The organism is Bradyrhizobium algeriense, from assembly GCF_036924595.1.
Taxonomy (GTDB): domain Bacteria; phylum Pseudomonadota; class Alphaproteobacteria; order Rhizobiales; family Xanthobacteraceae; genus Bradyrhizobium; species Bradyrhizobium algeriense.
In genome coordinates this window covers 2,883,660-2,906,511 of sequence record NZ_JAZHRV010000001.1, presented here as the reverse complement: position 1 = coordinate 2,906,511, position 22,852 = coordinate 2,883,660, and the positions used below count along the sequence as shown (strand labels likewise).

The following is a 22,852-nucleotide window of genomic DNA, read 5'->3' as shown; positions in this document are numbered from 1 at the left end:
GTTGGGGGCGTTTGGTGAGCTTCAAGAAAAATAAGAGCCGCGTGCTTGTTGGCGCGGCCGTGAGTGCTGTTTCGTTAAGCCTGACCGGCATGGGAGCCACTCAAAGCAGCGCGCAAAGCACAGCGTCGCAGGCGTTGCCTCCAGTATCCATCGATGCGCCACAACAGAGAGCGCGACAGGCGCGCACGACAACAACAGTTCGGAGCACGGCTCAGCGCTCTGCGCGCGTTGCGCCGCGGCCGCCGAGCGAGCGTCCCGTGTCGGCAAGCGTGACAGCCACGACGATGGGGACAACCCATACGATCGGAACTCCCGCGCCGTCTTATGCCGGCGGTCAGCTGGCGCAGGGCGGAACGCTCGGCCTCCTTGGAAACAGGAGCGTGATGAATGTCCCGTTCAGCACGACGAACTATACGTCGCAACTGATTCAGGACCAGCAGGGACGAACAGCGGCGGATACGCTGATCAACAATTCTTCGGTCCGGGCCTCAACCGGGCAGAACGGATTCGACGACGCGCTCCAGATCCGCGGCTTCCCTGTGCCCGCAAGCGACATCGGTTTGAACGGTATTTACGGGCTAGTCTCCTCCAATCGTGTTCCCTCCTATTTCATCGAGCGGATCGAACTGCTGCTGGGCCCGGGTGCGCTCATCAACGGTATCGCCCCCGGCGGCAGCGTCGGCGGCGGTGTCAACATCGTCACCAAGCGTGCCGGCGAGATACCTTTCACACGTGTCACCCCATTTTTCATGAGCGCCGGCAGCTATGGCCTCCATCTGGAAAACAGCGGCCGCTACGGCGAGAACAAGGAGTGGGGAATTCGCTTCAACGGGGTGGGACGCAACGGCGAAGCCTCGATCAACGACGGCAACGGGCGGACCGGTCTCGGTGCGCTGGGGGTCGACTATCGCGGCGAGCGCTTCCGCTGGACACTCGATGCCATTTCACAGAACGACGACACCAGGAATTTCCGTCCGCAGATGGGCATTCAGACCACCGTGCCGTTCATCCCTGCTGTGCCCGACGCGCGCAGCAACTGGTACCCCGGCACAATGCTGAAGCAGAGGGACAACACCATCGCTACGGCTGCCGAATACGACATTGCCCAGTCACTGACGGCCTATGCCGGAATCGGCTACCGCGAGGGCGAGAACTACCAGACGTTCCCTGATTCCCGTGTCACCGGATACCCCGGCGGCATGGACCAATTCGGCAACTTCAGGCTCATCAACGCCTACTACGATTCCTACAGCAAGACGACAAGCGGCAACGCGGACATTCGATCTCGTTTCCAGATCGGGCCCGTCAATCATGCGGTCAATCTCGCCTTCACCGGCTATTACCAGGAGAACGGCAACGCATATGTAGCCAACACGCCGGCCCAGTCCGTGCCGTCGAACATCTACAACCCGTCGCCGCTTCCCGTGGTCACAGGCGCTCGCCTGCCGCCGCAGAAGGCCAACGAGATCACGTTCAGGAGTATGGCGATCGCCGACACGATGTCCTTCCTGAACGAGTCGATCCTCTTCACCGTCGGTGCTCGTCACCAGAGGGTGGAACAGGATGCCTTCAGCACCACCACCGGTCTGCAGACAAGCAGCTACGGAGCGGAAGCGGTCACGCCGCTTGCCGGCATTGTTGTCAAGCCATTGCAGAATGTCTCGCTGTACGCGAACTATGCGGAAGGTCTGAGCCAAGGCATCATCGTTCCCGTCAACTTTGCGAACCGGGGTGAAATTCTAGCCCCGTTCAAGTCGAAGCAGCAGGAAGCCGGCATCAAGGTGGATTGGGGCACGATCACGACGACCGCCGCCGTGTTTCAGATTGCACGTCCCCTCCTGATCACGACGCCGGCCAATTTCCGGGTCTATGATGGCGAACAGCGTAATCGCGGTCTGGAACTGAACGCTTATGGCCTGTTGCTGCCGGGTCTGCGCGGCATGGTCAGCGCGACCTTCCTGCGTCCGGAGATAACGAAATCATCCACTCTCGCGGAAATCGGCAAGGACGCCGCCGGCGTGCCGGACAAGACGCTCTCGGCCAGTCTCGACTGGGATACGCCGTGGGTATCAGGCCTCTCCCTCAATGGTCGCGTGATCTATACATCGGGCTCATATCTCACGAACCTCAACAATCCGTGGCAGAAATTTTCCGACTGGACCCGGGTCGACATCGGCGCACGTTACGCGACTGCCTTCAACGGTCGGCCCGTCACGATACGCGCCAACATCGAAAATGTTTTCGACAACAGATACTGGCTCACGACCGGCTCGTTCGTGACGGTTGCGTCACCTCGAACCTACATCATCTCTGCGGCATTCGATCTCTAGACAGGAAGGTTGTCACGCAAACGGATTGACTTCCGACGCCTCGAAGCGTTGGCGCATTGCAGAATCGCCGGGGCGCGCGCTCCGGCGCTTTCTGCATCTGCCAAAGATTGATAACTACCCGCTCGTAACACTGCCAAGGTGCCAGTAATGACAAAACGCTCCATAGCCCTGATTGCCCTGCTTGTCGCGGTGTCGCCCGTGCAAGCGCATCAGATCTGGATTGAACAGACGGACGGGCAGAATGCCGTCGTTCGCTTTGGCGAATTCGGCGAGAACCTGCGTGAAGCATCGCCGGGCTTGCTCGACAAGTTTGCAAAGGTCACCGGTACGCTCGTCTCCGCCAAGGGCGAGCAAAAGTCTGACGCTACCAAGACCGCCAACGGCTTCACGCTGCCGTTCTCCGCGGCCTCCGGCGACGGCATCTTGGCGGAGGATGCGAACTACCCGCTCTATGTCTGGAAACAGCAAGGCAAGGACGTCACCAACTGGTTCTATCCCGCGGCCCGCTACATCACTAGCTTTACCGCGCAGCAGCCCAAGCTCGTGCTCGATCTCGTCCCGACCGGCGAGGACGGCCAATTCAAGCTCTTCTTCAAGGATCAGCCCAAGGCCAAGACCAAAGTGACGCTGGTGACCGAGTCGGGTTGGTCCAAGGATGCTCACACCGATGAGCACGGCCTTGTGAAGTTCGATATGCCCTGGAAGGGCACCTACGTGGTTGAAGTCAGCTTCAACGACCGCAGCGCGGGTGAGCGCGCGGGGGCCGGCGGCGCCGAGAAATATGATGCCGTAAGCTATGCCACCACGGTGACCTTCGTGAACGCCAAGGGCCTGACACCCATTCCTGCGGGCCCGCCCGCAACGCCGGGCAAATGAGTTTTATGATACATCGGGTCCGCTCCACGGGCCCGCTGATCTCGCGCATCGTGGCTGCGCTGTTCGGCGGCTATGCCTTGGCCGCACTTTTCAGCGTTGCCGTGCTCGCCCTACCCTTGAGCAAGCCGCAGGCCGTGCTGACCGGCATGCTGGCGAGCTTCGCCATCTACGCCGGTGCCGTGATCTGGGTCTTTGCGGTGCGCAGTGCGCTGAGGGCCTGGGCGGGATTGCTCATCGTGGCTGCGCCGCTGTTGCCGCTGGCGTGGTCTGTTTCCTGACGAAGGGCCTGCGCGTGAATACGGACAACGATGTGCGAGTTGCAGGCCCCGGCATCCGGCAAAGCATGTCCACCCTGCACACATGGGCTGGCCTTCTGCTCGGCTGGGTGCTCTATGCCATGTTCCTCACCGGCACCGTGTCGTATTTCAAGGATGAACTCTCGCAATGGATGCGGCCGGAGCTGCCGCGCCTGTCTCAAATTCCCGATCAGGCCGTGGTGGCACAACGGCTCGCGGACGAGCTTGGCAACATAGCGCCCGGAACATCGCAGTGGAGCATCCGCCTGCCCGACGAGCGCAACAACAGTGTCTATGCGTTCTGGCGCACAACTCCGCGCAACCCGGGCCAGCGCGGCTTCGGTGAAGGCAACTTCGATCCCGCGACCGGCCAACGCGTCGCCTCGCGCGACACGCTAGGCGGCGAGTTCTTCTACCGTTTCCACTTCCAGTTCCATTACATGCCGGTGGTCTGGGGCAGATGGCTGGCGGGCGCAGCCGCGATGTTCATGCTCGTGGCCATTGTCAGCGGCGTCATCACCCACAAGAAGATCTTCGTTGATTTCTTCACCTTCCGCTGGGGGAAGCGACAGCGCTCGTGGCTGGACGCGCACAACTCCTTGTCGGTGTTTGGTCTACCGTTTCATTTCATGATCACCTACACCGGACTGGTGACGCTGATGGCGCTGTACATGCCATGGGGCGAGCAAGTAGCTTTCAAGACGCCGGCAGAGCGCCAGCAACTTTCAGCCGAACTCAGCGCCTTCATCCAGCCGGACAAACCCAGCGGGCAGAAAACGGCGCTGGCATCGGTGGCGGACATGGTGCGGCAGGCCCAGGAACGTTGGGGCCGCGACAGTATAGGGCGCGTAACGGCCGTTCATCCCGGAGATGCGGCAGCGCGTGTGTCGGTGGCGCGAGGAGAAGCGGGCCGTGTCTCCATGAGTCCGCAATACATGGAGTTCGAAGGGGCCACCGGCAAACTGCTGACGGTCCGTGAGTCGGTGGGGGCTGCGGCCGAAACCCGTGGCGTGCTTTACGCACTCCACCTCGGGCGCTTCAGCGACACCGAAATGCGATGGCTGTACTTTCTCGTCAGCTTCATGGGTACGGCCATGGTGGGTACGGGCCTGGTTATGTGGACCGTAAAGCGGCGACAGAAGCTGCCTGACCCGGGTTGTCCCTATTTCGGCTTCCGCCTTGTAGAGCGACTAAACATCGCCAGCATCGCCGGCCTGTCGATCGCAATGACTGCATTTTTGTGGGCCAACCGCCTGTTGCCGCACCCGTTCGAGAGCCGCGCTGACTGGGAGGTTCACGCATTCTTTATCGTCTGGGGCCTGACGCTGCTGCATGCCGTGGTACGTCCGGCCAGGTCGGCCTGGGTCGAGCAATTATGGGCGGCATCAGCGCTGCTGTTTCTGTTGCCGCTTCTCAACGCATTCACGACGCAACGTCCGCTGTGGCATAGCCTGGTCGAAGGCGACCGGGTCTTCGCCGGTATCGATATGATGTGCTGGGCGCTGGCTTTGCTTCATGCCGTTTTGGCAATACGCACTGCCCGGCAGGGGGCGATTTCCCAGTCCAGGATCAAGCCAAAACGGCAGGCTCCGGTCGTCACCTCCCGCGAGGCAGCAGGATGAATCACCTGCTGCCCTTCGCGCTCAGCCTGGCAGGCTTTACTGCGTTGGCATTTGCCGTGCCCCGCCAACAGCGCGATATCATCGGCAGACCGCTGCAGCCGACCACGACCTACGTCCTTCGCGTTGCCGGCACTTGCGCTCTACTGTTTGCGCTCGGCATTCTTGTCGCCGAGAAGGGCTGGAGCATCGGCCTCGTGATGTTCAGCGGTCACACCAGCATTGCTGCCGGTATCGTGCTTTGTGCGCTTATCGGGCAAGCGAGGATGGTGCGTTAAGCGTCCATATCCGGAGCAGAATGAGGTTGGGGTGGGCCGTGGCGGACCATCTCCTGCCCCGGACGCGAGCAGCCAAAGTGCTGCGAGCCGGGGCTTATTCTACTTTGCATGGGGTTGTTTTCGCGATTTTGTGTCTGGGCCCTGCGGTGTGCCGCCCAAGAGCATCTGCACGCGGCCGGGACACGAAATCGTTAATGCTTCGCGCTGACGGCGTACCGATTCGACTCCAACCCGATCCGCCTTAATTATTCGGCGGGAATTCGATCGGGTTGTTCTGCTTGCCGGTGTTGAATTCCATGATCTTTCGCGTCACGCCCGGAAAGATCGCCGAAATCGGATTGACGCGCAGCACGGGCTGGCCCGGCGTACCGACGACCTCATAGGTCACGCCGATCAGGCCCTCATTGTTGCCGTTGCCGAGGAACAGGCCAAGCACCGGAATCTGGCCGAACATGTTGTTCAGCCCGTACATCGGAACGAAGGTGCCGCTCATCCGAACTTGGTTGACGACGGTATCGATGCTGCCTTCGATGGTCGCCCCGACCATCGGTCCTTTCACGACACCATCGCGGATCGCGAGCTGTCCATTCTGCCGGGTGAACTCGGCTCGCAACGCCGTAAAGGAAACGCCGCTCTGCGTGCCGGTTGAGCCGCCAGCAGCCACACGGTCGAGCGAAGCCTCGCCCTTGATGGAGAAGTTGCGGACGTTGATCAGGCCTTCCTTGGCGCTGGGTTCGACGGTCGGAGGCTCCAACGCGAGTTCGAGCTGGCCGCCAATAATCTTGGAGTACATGTCGGTGAACCGGAAGAAGGCACCCGCATCACCGGTCTGCAGGATGATGATGTCCCGGCCCTGCCCCTGCGCGCGGCCGCGCAAATCCGCGGTCACCGGCGTATCGCGTCCGACCTTGCCGGACAGCGTGAAGTTTTTCACGATGCCGTTGCGGCGGGAGAACTTGCTATCGACGCTGCGCAACGCCTCGCCGTTGAATCCCGCCACCGCGCCGAGCTTGAGGTCGATGTCGAGGTCGATATTCCTGGACTTGTTCTTGGGATCGGCCTCCTTGCCTGTTATCGCCGACTTGAGGAAGCCGCGGCCGTCGAACACGTCGCCGCGCATCATGACCTTCACGACGCCGTCAGCGCCGCGTTCGGCTTTCAGCGAGGTCTTGTCGCCGTCCGATGGCGCGTAGGTCGGGAAGTTCGCATTCAACAGGTCGCCATTCTGGTCGACTTCCAGCGATCCCTTGATCGAGACGCCGCCGCCCTCGACCACGATGTCCTGGAACAGTGTCGATTGTTCCTTCTTCACCACGATGAACGTCGCCTTGCCCGACTTGCCGGGCACCTTGACCCAGCCCGGCAGGATGTTGTCGAGACGTAGCGAGGTCAGATCGGCCTCGATGCCGACGCGGCTGTCGTTCTCGCCGATCTTGCCGATCACCTTGATCGGAATGGAGCCGCTGACGGCGGACCCGAGATCGATCCCGAGGCGTTGGCGGCTGGCGTCATCGAGCGTCGCCTGCAGCCTGATGTCGGCGTCGCCCTCGTTCTGCTTGCGATAGTCAAGCGAGGCTGGCTGACCGTTGATCTTGACGTCGCCCTTGACCTGGTAGCCGGAATTGTTGGCGACCAGCTTCAGCGTATTGGATTCCAGTTTCTGGTTCATCACGAGCTTGTCGGCGGCAAACCCGGAGAGATCGGCCGTGACGGCGTAGGTGGTGTCGGCCTTGGTCAGCGAGCCCTTGACCGGCATGCCCATCGTGATGGAGGCGGTAATGTTGCCCTTGCTGGAGTTAGGATCGATTAAGGTGCCGGAGACGTCGCTGAGACGGTCTGAGGCGAGAATCTCTGCGGCGGCCGGCACCGGAGCATCGACCCTGAACTTCACCCGCGAGGGTGACGGCTTCGGCGCCATGTCCGGCACCTCGAAGATGAAATCCGAAATGTTGATCTTGCGTCCGGCCGGCGTGTCGGCGACGCCCTGCCCGATCGTCACCGTCGCGGTGCGGCCGGTGACCCGCGCCTTCAAATCGGCATCGCGAACCGAGGGCATTTCATCCACCGGGCGCACCGTGACGCCGGAGGCCACGATGTTGACGGCGAGACCATCATCCGGAATCGGCGGCCCCTTGCGCGACAAGTTACGCACCGGCGAATTGACGCCGACCTCGATACGCTGAAGCGTACCCTTCTCGATCCGCTCGATCACCCATTCGCGCACTTCGGGCACGATCAGGACCGGCCACATCCGTTTCAGCGCCGATGCCGACATCGGCGTGCCCGCGAAACCAAGCTGCAGACGCGCCTCGTTCGCATAGTCGACGCTGCCAGTGCCGGCGATGCCGATCTCGCCATTGCTGATATCGGCCTGCGTGAGCAGCACGCGCTTGCGGTCGGTGTCGAACTTCAACCCGATCGCGATGCGATTGAAGATCAGCGGCGGTTCGTTGTCGGTGCCGGCGAGCAGGATCGTGCCGCCGCTAAGGCCCGCCTGCCATTCGGTGGTGGCGCCGTTCGGCGGTTCGAGATGACCCAGCAACGTAATCCGGTTCGCGCCGGAAACGACCTTGAAGGGCGCGACCAGCACCCGCCGTCCGGAATCCCATTCGACGCTCATCTCCGCCGAATCGATCGGCATCGGATAATCGGGCGTATCGCTATCGATCAGGTTCCCGGCCCCGGCGATGACCTTGCCGCGCAAATAGGTCGGCACGCCATCGCGCCCCAGTTCACCCTTCAGCTCACCAGACAGCGGCAATTCCGCACTATAGGTGAGATCCTTGACCCGCATCGCCAGCAGGATGTTGGCGGCCGGCACCTTGTCGGCGCGAAGATCGACCGACCGCACGCCGTTCTGCGGCGGCCCGACCACGACCTTGAGCGACCACGGGCGTGCGCCCTCCTCGCCAAGGCTCACCGCGACCCCGCCGCCGCTCGGCCGGCGCATGCTGAGGCTGATATTGTCGAACGTCCATTTGTTGCCGCGCTGCTGGTCGTCGACGACGAGATTGCCGTTCTTGAGGCCGATCTCGTTCAGGTTCTGACCGTCGAGGCCGCTAAGGCTGAGGCTGTCGAGCCAATCGAGGCTGGCCAGCAATCCGTTCTGCGTCGTGTCGGGCACCGTCGCCGTCACGCCCTGGGCGGGCGCAGGCGCTGGACGGGGGAATGTCGGCGCCATGCCGGCATCGCGCTTGGAGGCAACGCCGGTCGCCAGCGGTTTGGCGGTGTCGCCGGCAGACACCGTCACCTGGCCGTCCGGCGTGATTCGCACCGCGAGTTCGGCATCGACCAGATTGAGGCTTTCGGCACGCAGCCGTCCCATCAGAAGCGCCGTGCCTGACAGTTTCACCTCGGCCTTCGGCGCGGTGGCGACGACGACCTGGTCACGGTCGCGAACCACGATGTCGCGGATTCGCACCGCGATTCGAATCCGTCCGGCCCGCTCGATCTGCGTACCGCCGACCTCGACCGTATTTCCATGGCCGATATTTTCCTCGATAGCGGCCGCCAGCCAAGGCGTTGCCATATCGAGATTGATGGGCCCGGCGCCGAGCCGCCACCACAGACCGCCAAAACAACTGGTGAAGATTACCGCCAGCACGGCAATCACGATCGCCAGGCGCTTGACCCAGCGTTCGCCGGTCAGCTGGAGTTGCAGCGCTGCAAATTTGTCGCCCAGCCGGCCGGAACTGGGGCGGGAGAGCAGCCGCTTTGCCCGATGGCGCGCCGCCTCGTCAGGCTCTTGATCCCAGCCGCCCGCATCATCCCACTGAGAGTTGTGGGCCTCGGCACGCGGATTCGACCCCTTGGGCGAAGTGTTCCTAGCCATTGCCTCTCGGTGTCGGCGCTGAGATTGATCGCCGCCAACGGCGCGCTCTTCGATCGTTATCGAGCGCTCCTGTGCCGGCATCGCTGCCAATCCTCGATTAATACTGTTACTCGTGGTCGGGCCCAAGGATTGATTGGGCGGTCCCATCGACGAGCGGACGGGGGTAGCGTCGAATTCCTTGTAACCATACTCCCGGGTCATCAAACTTGCCCAGCGGCCGGAGCGAATCCGACGGTCAGAGGCAAGACCCGCAATACCCTAATGGTTGATCTGCGGAAAGCGACGAAAGGAAGGCGTATGTCCAAGAAAACGCGCAAGAAATCCTCCAAGCCAGCCCCCAAAAGCCGCAAGACGCCCGCCCCAAAACCAGCCGCGGCCAAACCCGCTCGCAAAGCCGCTAGCCGCAGCGACACGACATCGGCCAAAAAGCCTGCCGCCAAGGTCGCCAGCAAGGCAGCCAAATCCGCCGCCAAGGCAACCGTCAGAAAACCGGACAAGATGGCCAAAACCGCCAAAGCCGCTCCTGCCGAAGCGTCGCACAAGCCGCCATCGAAACCGTTAAAATCCAATCTATCGGCTCCGCCCAAACCGGATCTGGGAACCGAACTGGTCGAGGGCGCGATGGCTCCCTCCTTCAGGCTGCCCCGCGATGGCGGCAGTAGCGTCTCGCTGGCCGACTATGCTGGCAAGAAACTGGTGCTGTTCTTCTATCCCCGCGCCGACACCCCCGGCTGCACCCGGGAAGCGATCGACTTCACGCGGCTCGAGAGCGCGTTTGCCGATGAGGGAGCCGCGGTCCTCGGCATCTCGGCCGACACCGTAAAAGCCCAGGAATCCTTCCGCAGCAAGCACCGGCTTTCGGTTCCTCTGATCTCGGATGAGCAGCATGAGATGCTGGAGGCCTATGGCGCCTGGGGCGAAAAATCGATGTACGGCAGGAGCTTCATGGGAATCATTCGAACGACGGTTCTGATCGGGGCCGATGGTCGAGTCGCCAAAATCTGGCGTCATGTGCGGGTCGACGGCCATGCCGACGACGTGCTGGCCGCCGTCCGCGCCCTCTGATTTGACAGGTTCCATTTCCCAAAAATTAACCATGAAAGGGTCAAATCGGCACGCAAATTGAGCCGTACGGAACTCATCTCCGACCGGCGCGGGAGTGCCGATGTCGTACCGTTCCGGTCATCATTATTCCGATCACCACCATCCTCACGATCATGGCCGGACGCCGCCCCGCCGTCCCGCCAACTATGCGGCAAAGGCGGCTGCGATCGACGGTGACGGCTACACCATCGTGCATGCCGGCAAGCAGGTCCGGCTCGGCCCAGTCGTGTTCTGGATCGTTGTCGGCACGATCGTGTTGCTCGGCATGTGGTCGGCGGCGACCGCCACCTATTTCGCGTTTCGCGACGACGTCCTGACCCGGCTGATCGCCCGTCAGGCCGAGATGCAATACGCTTATGAGGACCGCATCGCGGAGCTGCGCGCCAAGGTCGACCGCACCACCAGCCGCCAGTTGCTCGATCAGGAGCAGTTCGACCAGAAGCTCGACCAGATCATGCGCCGCCAGACCGCACTCGAATCGCGTGCCACTGCCCTCGGCACGATCCCGGATGCCGCGGCCACCGGTTCGGTCAGGCCTCCGGCGCGCGGCGCGGCTGTGGAGACGCCGGCTTCCGGCACCCTGAAACCCTCCCCGATCAGCGACACCGTGATCTTCGTGGCGCCGCCGGATCGCGAAGCGCGGCTGGAATCGCGCGCGCCCATCGCCGTCAAGCCACAGCCAAATCAGTTTGCCAAGGTTCAGGGCTTCGACAATGTGCTGGTCCGCCTGCAGACCTCGCTCGATTCCGTCGAGCGGCGCCAGATGGCGGCACTGACCGCGGTCGAGGACAGCATGGAATCGCGCGTCCGCCGGATGCGCGGCGTGTTCAGCGATCTCGGCCTCGACATGGCGCAGCTCGAAGCGGCGACGCCGCGCTCGGCCATTGGCGGCCCGTTCGTACCGGTAAAGCTTTCGGCCGATGCCGGCGCATTCGAGCGCCAGCTCAACCGAATCAATATCACCCGCTCGCAGATGCAGCGTCTCAACGCGACCCTGGCGCTGGTGCCCTACCGCAAGCCTGTTGTCGGCGAGGTCGAATTCACCTCGGGCTTCGGTGTCCGAAGCGATCCCTTCCTCGGCCGCCCCGCCATGCACACCGGCCTCGACTTCCGCGCCGCCACCGGCGATCCCGTCCGCGCCACCGCGAACGGCAAGGTGCTGTCATCGGGATGGATGGGCGGCTATGGCCGCATGGTGGAGATCGACCACGGCAACGGGTTGTCGACTCGTTATGGCCACCTGTCGGAAATTCACGTCAAGGTCGGTGACGTCGTCAGGATCGGACAGGTGATCGGCGCCGTCGGCTCCACCGGCCGCTCCACCGGCCCACACCTGCATTATGAAACGCGGATCGACGGCGACGCGGTCGACCCGCAGAAGTTTTTGCGCGCCGGCGTGAGGCTCAGCGCGGGCTAGCATCACGCCGCCAGAACTGGCGTGCTCGCTTGTCGATCGTGCGCGGAATACTCGCTCTATTCTACCCTCGCCGCTCCACAGTCACCTAAACGGAACCGGCGCACGCCCGCGTCGGTGAAATTTTTTTGCCCCCATGTCGGCTCGCAGGGAGGCCAGGCGTCCTTGTGGCAGAGACGGAGCTAACCCAACTAAATCCTGCGATATACTCCGCTCAGTAATGGAGAAAATAACGTCATGTCCCAAGGCAATACCGTTCGTTTGCACCGTGTCCTCGCCACCAAGCCGGAGAAGGTTTTTCGTGCCTTCCTTGATGCGGACGCCATGGCCAAGTGGCTGCCGCCCTACGGATTCACCTGCAAGGTTCACCATTTTGAAGCGAAGGTTGGCGGCACATTCAGGATGTCATTCACGAATTTCACCACGAACACAGGCCATTCGTTCGGCGGAGAATATCTGGAAATCGTGCCCAATGAGCGTATCCGCTACACCGATCGTTTCGACGATCCCAATTTGCCCGGCGTCATTGAGGTCACTGTGACCCTGAAAGCGGTGTCGGTCGGAACCGAGATCAACATCGAACAGACAAACGTGCCGACGGTGATTCCGGTCGAAGCCTGCTATCTCGGCTGGCAACAGTCGCTCGCCCAGCTCGCATTACTCGTGGAGCCGGATATTCCGGGATAGTGAGGGCCGAGGACAGGCACCACGCCGTGGTGCCTTATCCCTCCAGAGCGGACACCGGTTCGCGTTTAGAAAACGCGTCAAAAGAAGATTCTAGAGTCCGGTTCTGATTAAATCAGAACCGGACTCTAATGCCCGACCTCCCCGGCGATGATGTCGCCGAACACTTCCCAGGCTTCGCCGTTGAACTTCATCAACTGCATCTGTTCGATCGGGAAGAAGTCGTTGGCGGCCGTGTTGATCTTGATCCCGGGCAGCAGCACCTCGCTGGTGAAATCCTTCAGGCTCGCGGCTTGCTTCATCACGTTCTCGCGCGTGAGATTGTCGCCGCACTGCTTCAGCACCTGCACCATGGTCTGCGCCGTCGCATAGCCGTAGATATTGTTGGCGTTGGTCTTGTCTCCGTCAGGGAAATATTTGTCCATGAACGCAAGCCAGGTCTTGATCCCCGGATCGTCCTTCCACAATGGATCGGTCGGATCCTTCAGATAGGCCGTTGAAATGATGCCTTTCGAATTATCGAGGCCGGCTGGCTTGAGGACCGCCGCCACCGAGGTCGAGACATTGCCGATGAAATAGACCGGCTTCCAGCCGAGCTCGGCCACCTTCCGAATCGCCTGCGCCGCGCCCTTCGGCGCCGCCCAGGTCATCATGATGTCGGCGCCGGAATCCTTCAGCGCGACGATCTGCGAATCGATGGTGGGATCGGAGACCTCATAGGACTTGTCGACGATGATCATACTGGCCTTGGCGCCAAGGCCATCGCGCAAGCCCTTCATCTGGTCCTTGCCGGCATCGTCATTCTGCCAGAGCGCCGCGATCTTGCCGTTCGGAAAGTTCTTCAGGATATAGGCGGCGTAGATCCGGCCTTCGCTCTGGTAATTCGGCTGCCAGCCCATGGTCCACGGAAAGTTCTGCGGATCGCCCCATTTGGTCGCACCGGTCGCGACGAAGAGCTGCGGGACCTTCTTGGCGTTCATGTATTTCTGGATTGCCGAATTGGACTGCGTGCCGAGCGGCTGGAAGATCAGCAGCACCTCGTCGCTTTCCACCAGCTTGCGCGCCTGCTCGACCGCCTTCGGCGGGCTGAAGGCGTCGTCATAGCTGACGAAATTGATCTTGCGGCCGTTGATGCCGCCCTCGGCGTTGACCTTGTTGAAATAGGCCGCCTGCGCCTTGCCGATCGTGCCATAGGCCGACGCCGGGCCGCTGTAGGGCATGATGTTGCCGATCTTGATTTCGGTATCGCTGGCGCCGGGATCGTATTTTTTCTGGGCGTGGGCTGTGGTGGCGACCGTTGCGACGACGGCGAACACGGTCAGGGCAACAAGGTTCTGCATGCGAACCGGCATCGTTTTCTCCCCCTATTTTTTTCGGTCTTGTTGCGGGCAAGTCTCGCAAGTCGCATCAACAGTTGCAAGCATGTGCTTATTCCGTATGACGAAACAGCATTGTTGCCCGGCGCCAATTGTGATTGATGCAGGTTCGCGTCATTACCATGCGTGCAAGGCCATGCGTTCAAGGCCCAGAGGTTGGACAGGTTGAAACCAGACATACGAATTGGCCCGCGGCATCCCAGGCTCGCTGGCCTCGGCTTCCGTTTCGCGCGCTGGCTCGCGGCGAAAACCATGGGGGCTGCGGGATTTCACCAGCTCGGCTCGGAATTCGCCGATGCGCGGATCGCGCATGTGCGCGACAAACTTGCGCGCGGCGAAACGGTCTATCTCGCGGGCCTCGGCGCACCCGGCACGCATAATTCAGGTCTGGCGCTGGTCGAGGTGACGCAGGCTCACGGGCCGCGGCTGATCGTCAACAATGAGGAAGAGCGCTTTTCGGGCAACAAGCACACGACAGAGTATCCCAAATTGTCGGTCGACGCCGCGGTGGCGACGCTACGGGAGATGGGCCGCGACATCGGCGACATCGATGCCTGGCTCACGAGCTGGGATTATCCGACGCTTGCCGGCACGCTGGCGCGCTCGGTGATCGAAGAAATGCCACAGAGTTTCAAGCTCGTGCGCACCACCGAAGCCGCAGGCTTCGACGGCCGCCGCCTCGACCAGATGACGCGGACGCCAAAGATCCTGGCCCGCCAGTTCGAGCTTGCCGAGCGCGTGCCGCTGATTTGCCTGCCGCATCACGACAACCACGCCTGGTTTTCCTACGCCGCCTCACCGTTCGCCGATGACGGCGAGCCGACGGCGATTGCGGTGCTCGACGGAACCGGCGATCAGGGCTCGATCTCGCTTTACGTCGTCGAGCATGGCGCGATGCGCCGGCTCTACTGCAACGACAGCATGTTCGATTCACTCGGCGCGTTCTACAGCGTGATTTCCTCGACACAGGGCGGCTGGACCTGGCTGTCCAGCGAGGGCCGCTACATGGGCGCCGCCGCGTGGGGCGACATGGACCGCGCCAGCAATCCCTATTATGCGCGGTTGCGCGACGTGCTGCATTTCGGCCGCGATGGCGAAGTCCGGCTCAACCGCGCGATGGCTAACTGGTATTGCGACCCCTTCGATCATCCCTACAAGCAGGCGCTGACAGAGATACTCGGCGAACCGCTCAAGCCGGACCAGCTCTGGAATCCGGATGCGGTGCTGCGTGTCGAGGACATCCATCACCGCCCTGATACCAGGGACCGCCTCGACAAGGCCGCCGCTACCCAACTGGTGTTCGAAGACGCCATGATCCATGTCGTCGATCACCTGTTGCGCACCACGGGTGCCAACCGGCTGGTGCTGACCGGCGGCGTCGCGCTGAACGCGGTCGGCAATATGCGGCTGCTTGAGCATTTCGATGAGGCCTGGTTCGCCAAAGCCCAGCAGCGCAACACGCGCCTGCATCTTTGGGTGCCGCCGGTTCCCGGCGATCCCGGCGTCACCATCGGCGCCGCCTGGCTATTCGCGCATCTCGCCGGCGCCCCGCGCGGCGCACCGATGACGCATGCTTTCTATTGCGGCACGCCACCATCGCAAGAGGATATCGTCAGCGCGGTCGAGGCCAATGACATCGCCTCGCAACGGATCGGGGGTATCTCGACCTCTGACGGCCGCGACGCGATCGCCGACCTGATGGCATTCATGGTGGCGCAGAGCGGCGTGATTGCGCTCTATCAGGGCGCGGCCGAAACCGGTCCCCGCGCGCTCGGCCATCGCTCGATCCTCGCCAACCCCTGCGACGCGGAAGCGCGCGAACGGCTGAACGAGCGCGTCAAATACCGTGAGGCCATTCGCCCGCTGGCGCCGATGGCGACGCTGGAAGCCGCGCGAGAATATTTCGAACTGCTGCCCGGCGCCTCGGATGCCGATTACAACGCCTATAATTACATGGTGCTGACGGCGCATTCGAAGCCGCATGCCCGAAAAAAAATTCCAGCCGTCATTCACGCTGACGGCACCGGCCGAATCCAGATCGTGCGCGCTGAAGACGATTCCCTCACCCATGCCTATCTCAAGGCGCTCGGCCGCTATATCGGCGTCGAGCTGTCCGTCAACACCTCCTTCAATGTCGCAGGACCGATCGCGCAAACGCCGCAGCAGGCGATCGACACGCTGCGCCGCTCCAAGGGGCTCGATGCCGTCATCATGGTCGCCGACGACGGCACCGTGCACGCGGCCTGGCATGGCGGCGAGCGCGATAGCGGAAGGTTCAGAAACTGGCTCGCCGACTGGAAGAAGACATCGGCTTCCAGCCAGCGCACGCGATAATTCGCTTCTTCCCTGAGATGGGGTGATCCGCCGGTTCAGAGATCGACGCGCTCGCTCGCAACCGTCTTGCGTTCCGCCATGTTGAACCGGCCGCTATAGATCGGGCGCTCACCGGTCGTCGGACCGGGATACTGGACGATGAATATCTCCCCGCCCGTTTCGGTGCGGAATTCACCCTCAAAGTGCGGGTCGGGATGGAACAGCACCGTTCCCGGACCATGCGGCGTTCCGTCGATTGAAAACTCGCCTTTCAGGATATGCCAGACCTGCGCGAAGCCATGATAGTGCTCGGGGTGATAGGCGCCGGGCTCAAGCCGCAGAATTCCCGCGTTCGGTTCGGTCGGACGTTCCGGTCGCGGATGAAAAAGCATTTTGCCTGTCTCGCCCGGCCACCGGATCGTCTCCCAATCGACTTCCTCGAAATGGCGCGCCTCGTAAGGCTTGTGGTCCTTTCGCGAGGCTTCGCGCGCGGTCGTCAATTCCGCATTTGCGGCCGCCGTATCGGGAATCTCCTTGCTCCTGACAGCACTCATTTTGCTCTCCCTTTTGCCGTGCTCTCTCGTTCGCTTTTCCTGCCCGCAATATTGCTCCACCACTCGACCGCGATGGCCGACTGATTTTCGATTGATGTCACCATGAGCAGGCGCGCACTGCCGGACCCGCGCGCCCATGCCATATGCGGTACGTCCGAGCGCAAATGAATCGAATCGCCTCGCTCCAGCGCGATGGTTTCGTCGCCCACCTGAAATTCGACACTGCCTTCGAGGACAAAGCACATCTCTTCGCCGGGATGCGCGACCAGCGTCGGCCTGCGCGGTTTTGCCGACAATTCGAGCTGGAAAGTTTCCAGCCGCTGCTCGCCCACGCCCGAAGCGAGCTTGCGCCAGGCATAGTTTGCGTCAGCGCCCTTCGATGGAACGGCATCGATTGACCGCACCACGCGATACGCGCGGGTCCGATCCTCGCCTTCGACGTCGGCAAACAATTCAGCCGGCTGCACCTGAAGGACGCCGGCAATTTCCAGGAGATTGCCGATCGAACACGCGATGAGTCCACGCTCGATCCGCGAGAGAAATGTCACTGACAGACCGACCATTCCGGCGAGTTCATCGAGCGTCAAACCGCGCGCCGAGCGGGCCCTGCGAATGACGGCTCCGATTGCGGCAAGGCGCGCCGCCTCGCGGGCGCGCCGGCCAACTTCTGCCGAAACCACGCTGCTCTCCCATTTGCTTATAAGGCAAATCGTATTGCTATATAGGCAAATGTCAAGTTGGCTCGCATCGCCTGTACGAGCGAACTAACGTTCGAGAAACCTCAGCGCGCGGCCGTCGATCACTAGCAGCGCGCTGCCGATCACCAGTGCGCCTGCGATTTCACGCGGTGAAATCTGCTCGCCGAGCACGAGGGAGCCGAGCAGGATGGCCGTGACCGGCACAAGCAGCGTCACCAGCATGACGTTGGTGGCGCCCGAGCGCCGCAGCACCTGGAAGAAAACGATATAGGCCAGCGCCGTCGACAACGCGGCGAGGCCGAGCACCGCGAACCATGTCACCGCGCCCGGCATTGGCAATTGCCACGGCTGCTCGAAAATGCCGGCGACGACAGCCATCATCAGGCTCGATGCCATTAGTTGAAACGTGGCGGTGGCAAGCGGCGGCGAATCCGATAGCGCGCGCCGGGCTATCAGCGCGGAGATGCCGTAGCTCAGCGCCGCCGCGAGACACAGCAGGACGCCGAGCCCCTGCCCGCTGGCAAAGCCCACTCCGCTGCCGCGAAGGATCACGACGCCGACAAGGCCGACGATCACACCGGCCACACGCCTGATGATGAGCTTCTCCTCGCCCGCCGCCGCCATCACCGCCACCGTGAACAGCGGCGTGGTGGCATTGAGGATCGAAGCCAACCCGCTCGGGATGTACATCTGTCCGGTGACGATCAGCGAGAACGGCAGCACATTGTTGAACAAGGCGACGAGGAAGAACGGCCTCCAGCCCATCCATCCATTCGGAAGCGGCAGTCGCTGCGCGCAAAGCACTGGCACCAGGATCATGGCGGCCAGCAGCACGCGCAACAGCACGAGCGTGAACGGCGGCAGCTCGCGTAGCACCACGCCATTGAAAAAGAACGATCCGCCCCACAGGATCGAGAGCAGGCCGACCAACGTCCAGTCACGCGCATCGATCCGGCCGTCGCTGACTGTCATTCGCAAGAACCTGGTGAAATCGCGCAACCAGCTAGGACCGGACGCACGTCGCCGTCCACCCGATTTCCGAAGACTATTTCGGCTGCGACACGATCTCGATCATCTTGCCTTCGTCATCGTCGGGCGCGTTTGCCTTCGCCTTCTCATAGGCGGCAAGCGCGGCGCGGCTGACGGGCACGCCGGGCAGCAGCGTTTCAGCCAGCTTCACCGCATAGGCCGCATCCTTGTGGCGAAGCGCCGCCGTCGATATAGATCAGGCCGCGGCCGCTCAGTTCGCGCGCCATGTCGAGCGCGTGCTGATGGGAGACAGTCGAGCATTCAATCGCGAGGCTGCCCGCCTTCATCGTTGCAGCCGCGGCCGTCCTTGCCGAGCCAGACGACACGCGACGCCTCGTCGTCAGCGACCATGGTCACGACGGCATCAGCATTATCGGCAGCCTCTGCCGGAGACGCGGCCCAGCGTGCGCCGCGCGCGATCAGGTCTTCCGCCTTGGCCTTGCTGCGATTCCAGACCGCAACCGAAAAGCCTGCATCGAGGTAGCGGCAGGCCATGCCATGGCCCATGCGCCCGAGCCCGATGAAGGCCACTTTGGTCATGGATTAATCCACATCCTCGACCGCGCCGGGCGTGGTGCCGAAGGCGCGCTGCGCCAGCGTCGCCGCCATGAACTCGTCGAGATCGCCGTCGAGCACGCCTGATGTATCGGAGGTCTGCACGCCAGTACGCAGGTCCTTCACCATCTGGTAGGGCTGCAGCACGTAAGAGCGGATCTGGTGGCCCCAGCCGATGTCGGTCTTGGCGGCCTGATCGGCGGCGGCCTGTTCCTCGCGCCGCTTCAGTTCGATTTCATAGAGCCGCGCGCGCAGCATGTCCCAGGCCTGGGCGCGGTTCTTGTGCTGCGAACGGCCGGCCTGGCAGACCACCGCGACGCCGGTCGGGATATGGGTCAGGCGGACCGCGGATTCGGTCTTGTTGACGTGCTGGCCGCCGGCGCCGCCCGAGCGCATGGTGTCGGTGCGCACGTCCGATTCCTTGATGTCGATCTTGATGCTGTCATCGACGACCGGAAAGATCGCCACGGAAGAAAACGAGGTGTGCCGCCGCGCATTGGAATCGAACGGCGAGATCCGCACCAGGCGATGCACGCCCGCCTCGGTCTTCAGCCAGCCATAGGCATTGTGCCCGCTGATCTGGATGGTCGCAGATTTGATGCCGGCTTCTTCGCCGGGAGTCTCTTCGAGATACTCGATCTTGAAGCCGTGCTCTTCGGCCCAGCGCGTATACATGCGCAGCAGCATCGACGCCCAGTCCTGGCTTTCAGTGCCACCGGCGCCGGCATGCACTTCGAGGTAGGAATCGAAGCGGTCCGCCTCGCCCGATAGCAGCGCTTCCAGTTCGCGGCGCGCGACCTCCTTCTTCAGGGCTTTTAGCGCGCCCTCCGCCTCGACCACCACGCCTTCATCGTTCTCGGCCTCGCCGAGCGCGATCATCTCGACATTGTCGTCAAGCTCGCGCTCGACCTTGCCGATGCCCTCGAGCGCGTCCACCAGCGAGGTGCGCTCCTGCATCAGCTTCTGGGCCTTCTGGGGATCGTTCCAGAGATTGGGATCTTCGGCGAGCTTGTTCAGCTCGGCGAGGCGAGCCTTGGATTTCTCGACATCAAAGATGCCTCCTCAGCAGCCCGACTGACTGCTTGATCTCTTCAACGAGGCGTTCGATTTCGGCGCGCATGGTCTCTTCTGTCTGCGGTCGGAACCGCTACTGAATTATATGCGAGGGATGTAGCGGCCTACGCCGCAAAGCGCAATCCGCAAACCGGCCAGAGCCCCGTTCCGACGGAATCGGAACGGCGCTCTGGATTTTGATTTGACGCGTTTTCCTGACGCGAACCGGTCTCCACTTCGCTGGAAAACGCTTTAGTTAGTAAAGCCTGCCGGTTCCGGGACGCATGATATTGCCGGAGTCAGGCGAGATTCCCTGCATATTGCCGGCGTCAGGCGGGATTACTTGCGGCATCCGCCCGTCCTGGTCGGCCACGCCGACGACAGAATAATTATCCGGCGGCGCGGTGCCCGGCTTGAACGCTTCCAGGATGGTGCGGCCGCCATCGCCTTGACCGGGGCGCATGCCACTCTTGGCATCGATACGGACCAGCCTGATGCCGGCGGGAATCTTGAACGGGGTCGCCGGCTTGTCGGCGAGCGCGAGCTTCATGAACTCTTTGACGATCGGAGCCGCGGTATGGCCGCCCTGCGCGGCTCTGCCCAGGCTGCGGGGCTTGTCATAGCCAAGATAGAGACCGACGACGAGATCCGACGAAAAGCCGATGAACCAGACATCTTTTCCGTCACTGGTGGTGCCGGTCTTGCCGGCGATCGGCTTGCCGACCTCGCGCATGACCGACGCGGTGCCACCCTGCACCACCCCCTCCAGCATCGAGGTGATCTGGTAGGCCGTCATCGAATCAAGCACCTGCTCCCTGCGGTCGACGAGCTGAGGCTCGGGCTGATTCTTCCAGCCGCCCGGCGCGTCGCAGCCGCGGCACTCGCGCGCGTCATGTTTGAAAATCGTCCGTCCGTAGCGGTCCTGGATGCGGTCGATCAGGGTCGGCTTCACCCGCCGGCCGCCGTTGGCGAACATCGAATAGGCCGTGACCATCCGCATGACGGTGGTTTCGCCGGCGCCGAGCGAATAGGAAAGATAGTTCGGCAATTCCTCATAGACGCCGAAGCGTTTGGCATATTCACCGATCAGGGGCATGCCGACATCCTGCGCCAACCGCACCGTCACGGTGTTGACCGACCATTTGAGGGCTTCACGCAGCGTAATGGGACCACGATAACTGCCGACCGAAAAGTTCTCCGGGCGCCAGACGCCGGCGCCCTGCCCCTGATCGATCTCGATCGGCCCGTCGATCATGATGGTCGCTGGGGTGTAGCCGTTGTCCATCGCTGCCGAATAGACCAGCGGCTTGAACGTCGATCCCGGCTGTCGATAGGCCTGGGTCGCGCGATTGAACTGGCTTTGGTCGAACGAGAAGCCTCCCACCATCGCAACCACGCGGCCGGTCCAAGGATCCATCGCGACCATGGCGCCGGACACTTCAGGCAATTGCCGCAGGCGATACTGGCCTTCGACCGCGTGGCCGTCCTTGCCGAACAGCGGATCGGCGTAGATCACATCGCCCGGCGAAAGAATTTGCGAGACCGAGTTCGGCGTCTTGCTGCGAGCCGGAGCGGAAGCCGCCTTTGCCCATCGGACACCCTCCAGCGTAATGAGGCCGGTTTGCCGGTCCTTGGAGATCGCGCCGCCCAGTTCGCGGCCGGGCTGGAAACCGATACGGGCCGACTGTTCGGAAGTCTCCAGCACCACGGCCATTCGCCAGGGCGAGATGTCGCTCAGCGATTTGACATCGGCGAGCTTCACGCCCCAATCGCCTGATATGTCGAGCTTGCTGATAGCTCCGCGCCAGCCCTGGGCCTCGTCAAAATTCACGAGGCCGGCGGCCATGGTTTTGCGCGCCATCACCTGCAGCTTCGGATCGAGCGTGGTGCGGACGGACAATCCGCCTTCATAGAGCTTCTTTTCGCCGTAGCGCTCGAAGATGTCGCGCCGGACCTCCTCGGCAAAATACTCGCCGGCAAAGGTGTGCGCGGCGTTGGACCGGCTGGTCACGGCCAGCGGTTCCTTGCGGGCCTTGTCGGCGTCGGCCTGCTTGATCCAGCCGTTTTCCACCAGGCGGTCGATCACGTAATTGCGCCGCTCGACCGCGCGGTCGCGGTTGCGCACCGGATGCAACTGGGCCGGTGCTTTCGGAAGCGCTGCCAGATAGGCGGCTTCCGCCACCGTTAGTTCGTTCACCGATTTGTCGAAATAGACCAGCGATGCGGCGGCGATGCCGTAGGCGCCGAGGCCGAGATAGATTTCATTGAGATAGAGTTCGAGGATGCGGTCCTTGGAATAGGCACGCTCGATGCGCATCGCCAGCAGGGCTTCCTTGATCTTGCGCGTGAAGGAAACCTCGTTGGTCAAAAGGAAGTTCTTCGCGACCTGCTGGGTGATCGTGGAGGCACCCTGCGGCCGGCGGTTGGAGCCAAGGTTCTGCGCATACACCACGGCGGCGCGCGCCATGCCCGTGAAGTCGATGCCGCCGTGCTCGTAAAAATTCTTGTCCTCGGCCGCGAGGAACGCGTTGGTGACGAGTTTTGGCATCGCCTGGATCGGCAGATAGAGACGCCGCTCCTTCGAATACTCGCCGAGCAGCGCGCCGTCCGAGGCATGCACGCGCGTCATCACCGGCGGCTCGTAATCCTGAAGCTGCGAATAGTCCGGCAGGTCCCTGGAGAAATGCCAGATCGCGCCCGCGACACCGGCCACGCCGACCAGGAACACGACAGTCCCGGCGGTAAACAGAAAACCCAAAAACCGGACCAGAAAACGCATTACCGAAGTTCCATTCCAACCTTGGCGCCGTAACAGTCAGCGCTTGTCCTCGTGTCCATCGG

General features: G+C 62.4%; 16 protein-coding genes and 1 pseudogene. 9 read left to right on the top strand and 8 right to left on the bottom strand.

The window, feature by feature from the left end:
- Positions 1-11 precede the first annotated feature (11 nt).
- From V1286_RS14325 to V1286_RS14305, 5 genes are all read left to right on the top strand, one after another.
- The gene (locus V1286_RS14325) at positions 12-2,330 is read left to right on the top strand and encodes a TonB-dependent receptor (protein WP_334480458.1); all 2,319 of its coding nucleotides are present in this window, start codon (positions 12-14) and stop codon (positions 2,328-2,330) included.
- A gap of 147 nt (positions 2,331-2,477) precedes the next feature.
- Complete coding sequence (locus V1286_RS14320) at positions 2,478-3,206, top strand: cobalt ABC transporter substrate-binding protein (protein ID WP_334480457.1); 729 nt, start codon at positions 2,478-2,480, stop codon at positions 3,204-3,206.
- Positions 3,203-3,484: a DUF3649 domain-containing protein gene (locus V1286_RS14315; RefSeq protein WP_334480456.1), complete on the top strand. Its 282-nt coding sequence runs from the start codon at positions 3,203-3,205 to the stop codon at positions 3,482-3,484. Before V1286_RS14320 ends, V1286_RS14315 begins: the two co-directional genes overlap by 4 nt.
- A 65-nt stretch (positions 3,485-3,549) precedes the next feature.
- On the top strand, positions 3,550-5,124 hold the full coding sequence (locus tag V1286_RS14310; RefSeq protein WP_334489669.1) for a PepSY-associated TM helix domain-containing protein: 1,575 nt from the start codon (positions 3,550-3,552) through the stop codon (positions 5,122-5,124).
- A complete protein-coding gene (locus tag V1286_RS14305; protein ID WP_334480455.1) occupies positions 5,121-5,399 on the top strand; it encodes a DUF3325 domain-containing protein in 279 nt (92 codons plus the stop codon). The genes V1286_RS14310 and V1286_RS14305 overlap by 4 nt, the downstream gene beginning before the upstream one ends.
- A gap of 241 nt (positions 5,400-5,640) precedes the next feature.
- Here the strand turns inward: V1286_RS14305 and V1286_RS14300 are convergent, their stop codons facing one another.
- Complete coding sequence (locus V1286_RS14300) at positions 5,641-9,312, bottom strand: YhdP family protein (protein ID WP_334480453.1); 3,672 nt, start codon at positions 9,310-9,312, stop codon at positions 5,641-5,643.
- Here V1286_RS14300 and V1286_RS14295 point away from each other — a divergent pair.
- The 3 genes from V1286_RS14295 (at position 9,256) to V1286_RS14285 (ending at position 12,436) form a co-directional block, all read left to right on the top strand.
- Positions 9,256-10,296 carry a peroxiredoxin gene (locus V1286_RS14295; RefSeq protein WP_417021139.1) on the top strand — a complete coding sequence of 347 codons (1,041 nt, stop codon included), beginning with the start codon at positions 9,256-9,258 and terminating at the stop codon, positions 10,294-10,296. The two genes, V1286_RS14300 and V1286_RS14295, sit on opposite strands and share 57 nt — an antisense overlap.
- 100 nt (positions 10,297-10,396) lie before the next feature.
- A complete protein-coding gene (locus tag V1286_RS14290; RefSeq protein ID WP_334480451.1) occupies positions 10,397-11,752 on the top strand; it encodes a M23 family metallopeptidase in 1,356 nt (451 codons plus the stop codon).
- 234 nt (positions 11,753-11,986) lie between these two features.
- Complete coding sequence (locus V1286_RS14285; RefSeq protein WP_334480449.1) at positions 11,987-12,436, top strand: SRPBCC family protein; 450 nt, start codon at positions 11,987-11,989, stop codon at positions 12,434-12,436.
- Positions 12,437-12,561: 125 nt separating this feature from the next.
- Here the strand turns inward: V1286_RS14285 and V1286_RS14280 are convergent, their stop codons facing one another.
- Positions 12,562-13,785, bottom strand: coding sequence for an ABC transporter substrate-binding protein (locus tag V1286_RS14280; RefSeq protein WP_334480447.1), 1,224 nt, complete (start codon positions 13,783-13,785; stop codon positions 12,562-12,564).
- A 189-nt stretch (positions 13,786-13,974) separates the two neighbouring features.
- Here V1286_RS14280 and V1286_RS14275 point away from each other — a divergent pair, with 189 nt between their 5' ends.
- On the top strand, positions 13,975-16,143 hold the full coding sequence (locus V1286_RS14275; RefSeq protein ID WP_334480446.1) for a carbamoyltransferase C-terminal domain-containing protein: 2,169 nt from the start codon (positions 13,975-13,977) through the stop codon (positions 16,141-16,143).
- Between the two features lie 35 nt (positions 16,144-16,178).
- Here V1286_RS14275 and V1286_RS14270 read toward each other — a convergent pair whose 3' ends face one another.
- From V1286_RS14270 to V1286_RS14245, 6 genes and pseudogenes are all read right to left on the bottom strand, one after another.
- A complete protein-coding gene (locus V1286_RS14270) occupies positions 16,179-16,676 on the bottom strand; it encodes a cupin domain-containing protein (protein WP_334480445.1) in 498 nt (165 codons plus the stop codon).
- Positions 16,673-17,356, bottom strand: a complete 684-nt coding sequence (locus V1286_RS14265; protein ID WP_334480444.1) for a helix-turn-helix domain-containing protein — start codon at positions 17,354-17,356, stop codon at positions 16,673-16,675. The genes V1286_RS14270 and V1286_RS14265 overlap by 4 nt, the downstream gene beginning before the upstream one ends.
- An 84-nt stretch (positions 17,357-17,440) precedes the next feature.
- Positions 17,441-18,346, bottom strand: a complete 906-nt coding sequence (locus tag V1286_RS14260) for a DMT family transporter (protein ID WP_334480443.1) — start codon at positions 18,344-18,346, stop codon at positions 17,441-17,443.
- 73 nt (positions 18,347-18,419) lie between these two features.
- Positions 18,420-18,943 (bottom strand): annotated as a pseudogene (locus V1286_RS14255) (NAD(P)-dependent oxidoreductase).
- Positions 18,944-18,946: 3 nt separating this feature from the next.
- A protein-coding gene (gene prfB, locus V1286_RS14250; RefSeq protein ID WP_334480441.1) for a peptide chain release factor 2 occupies positions 18,947-20,078 on the bottom strand; the annotation gives its coding sequence in 2 pieces (ribosomal slippage) (positions 18,947-20,008 and positions 20,010-20,078; 1,131 coding nt in all).
- Positions 20,079-20,267: 189 nt separating this feature from the next.
- Positions 20,268-22,790: a penicillin-binding protein 1A gene (locus V1286_RS14245; RefSeq protein ID WP_334480439.1), complete on the bottom strand. Its 2,523-nt coding sequence runs from the start codon at positions 22,788-22,790 to the stop codon at positions 20,268-20,270.
- Positions 22,791-22,852 lie beyond the last annotated feature (62 nt).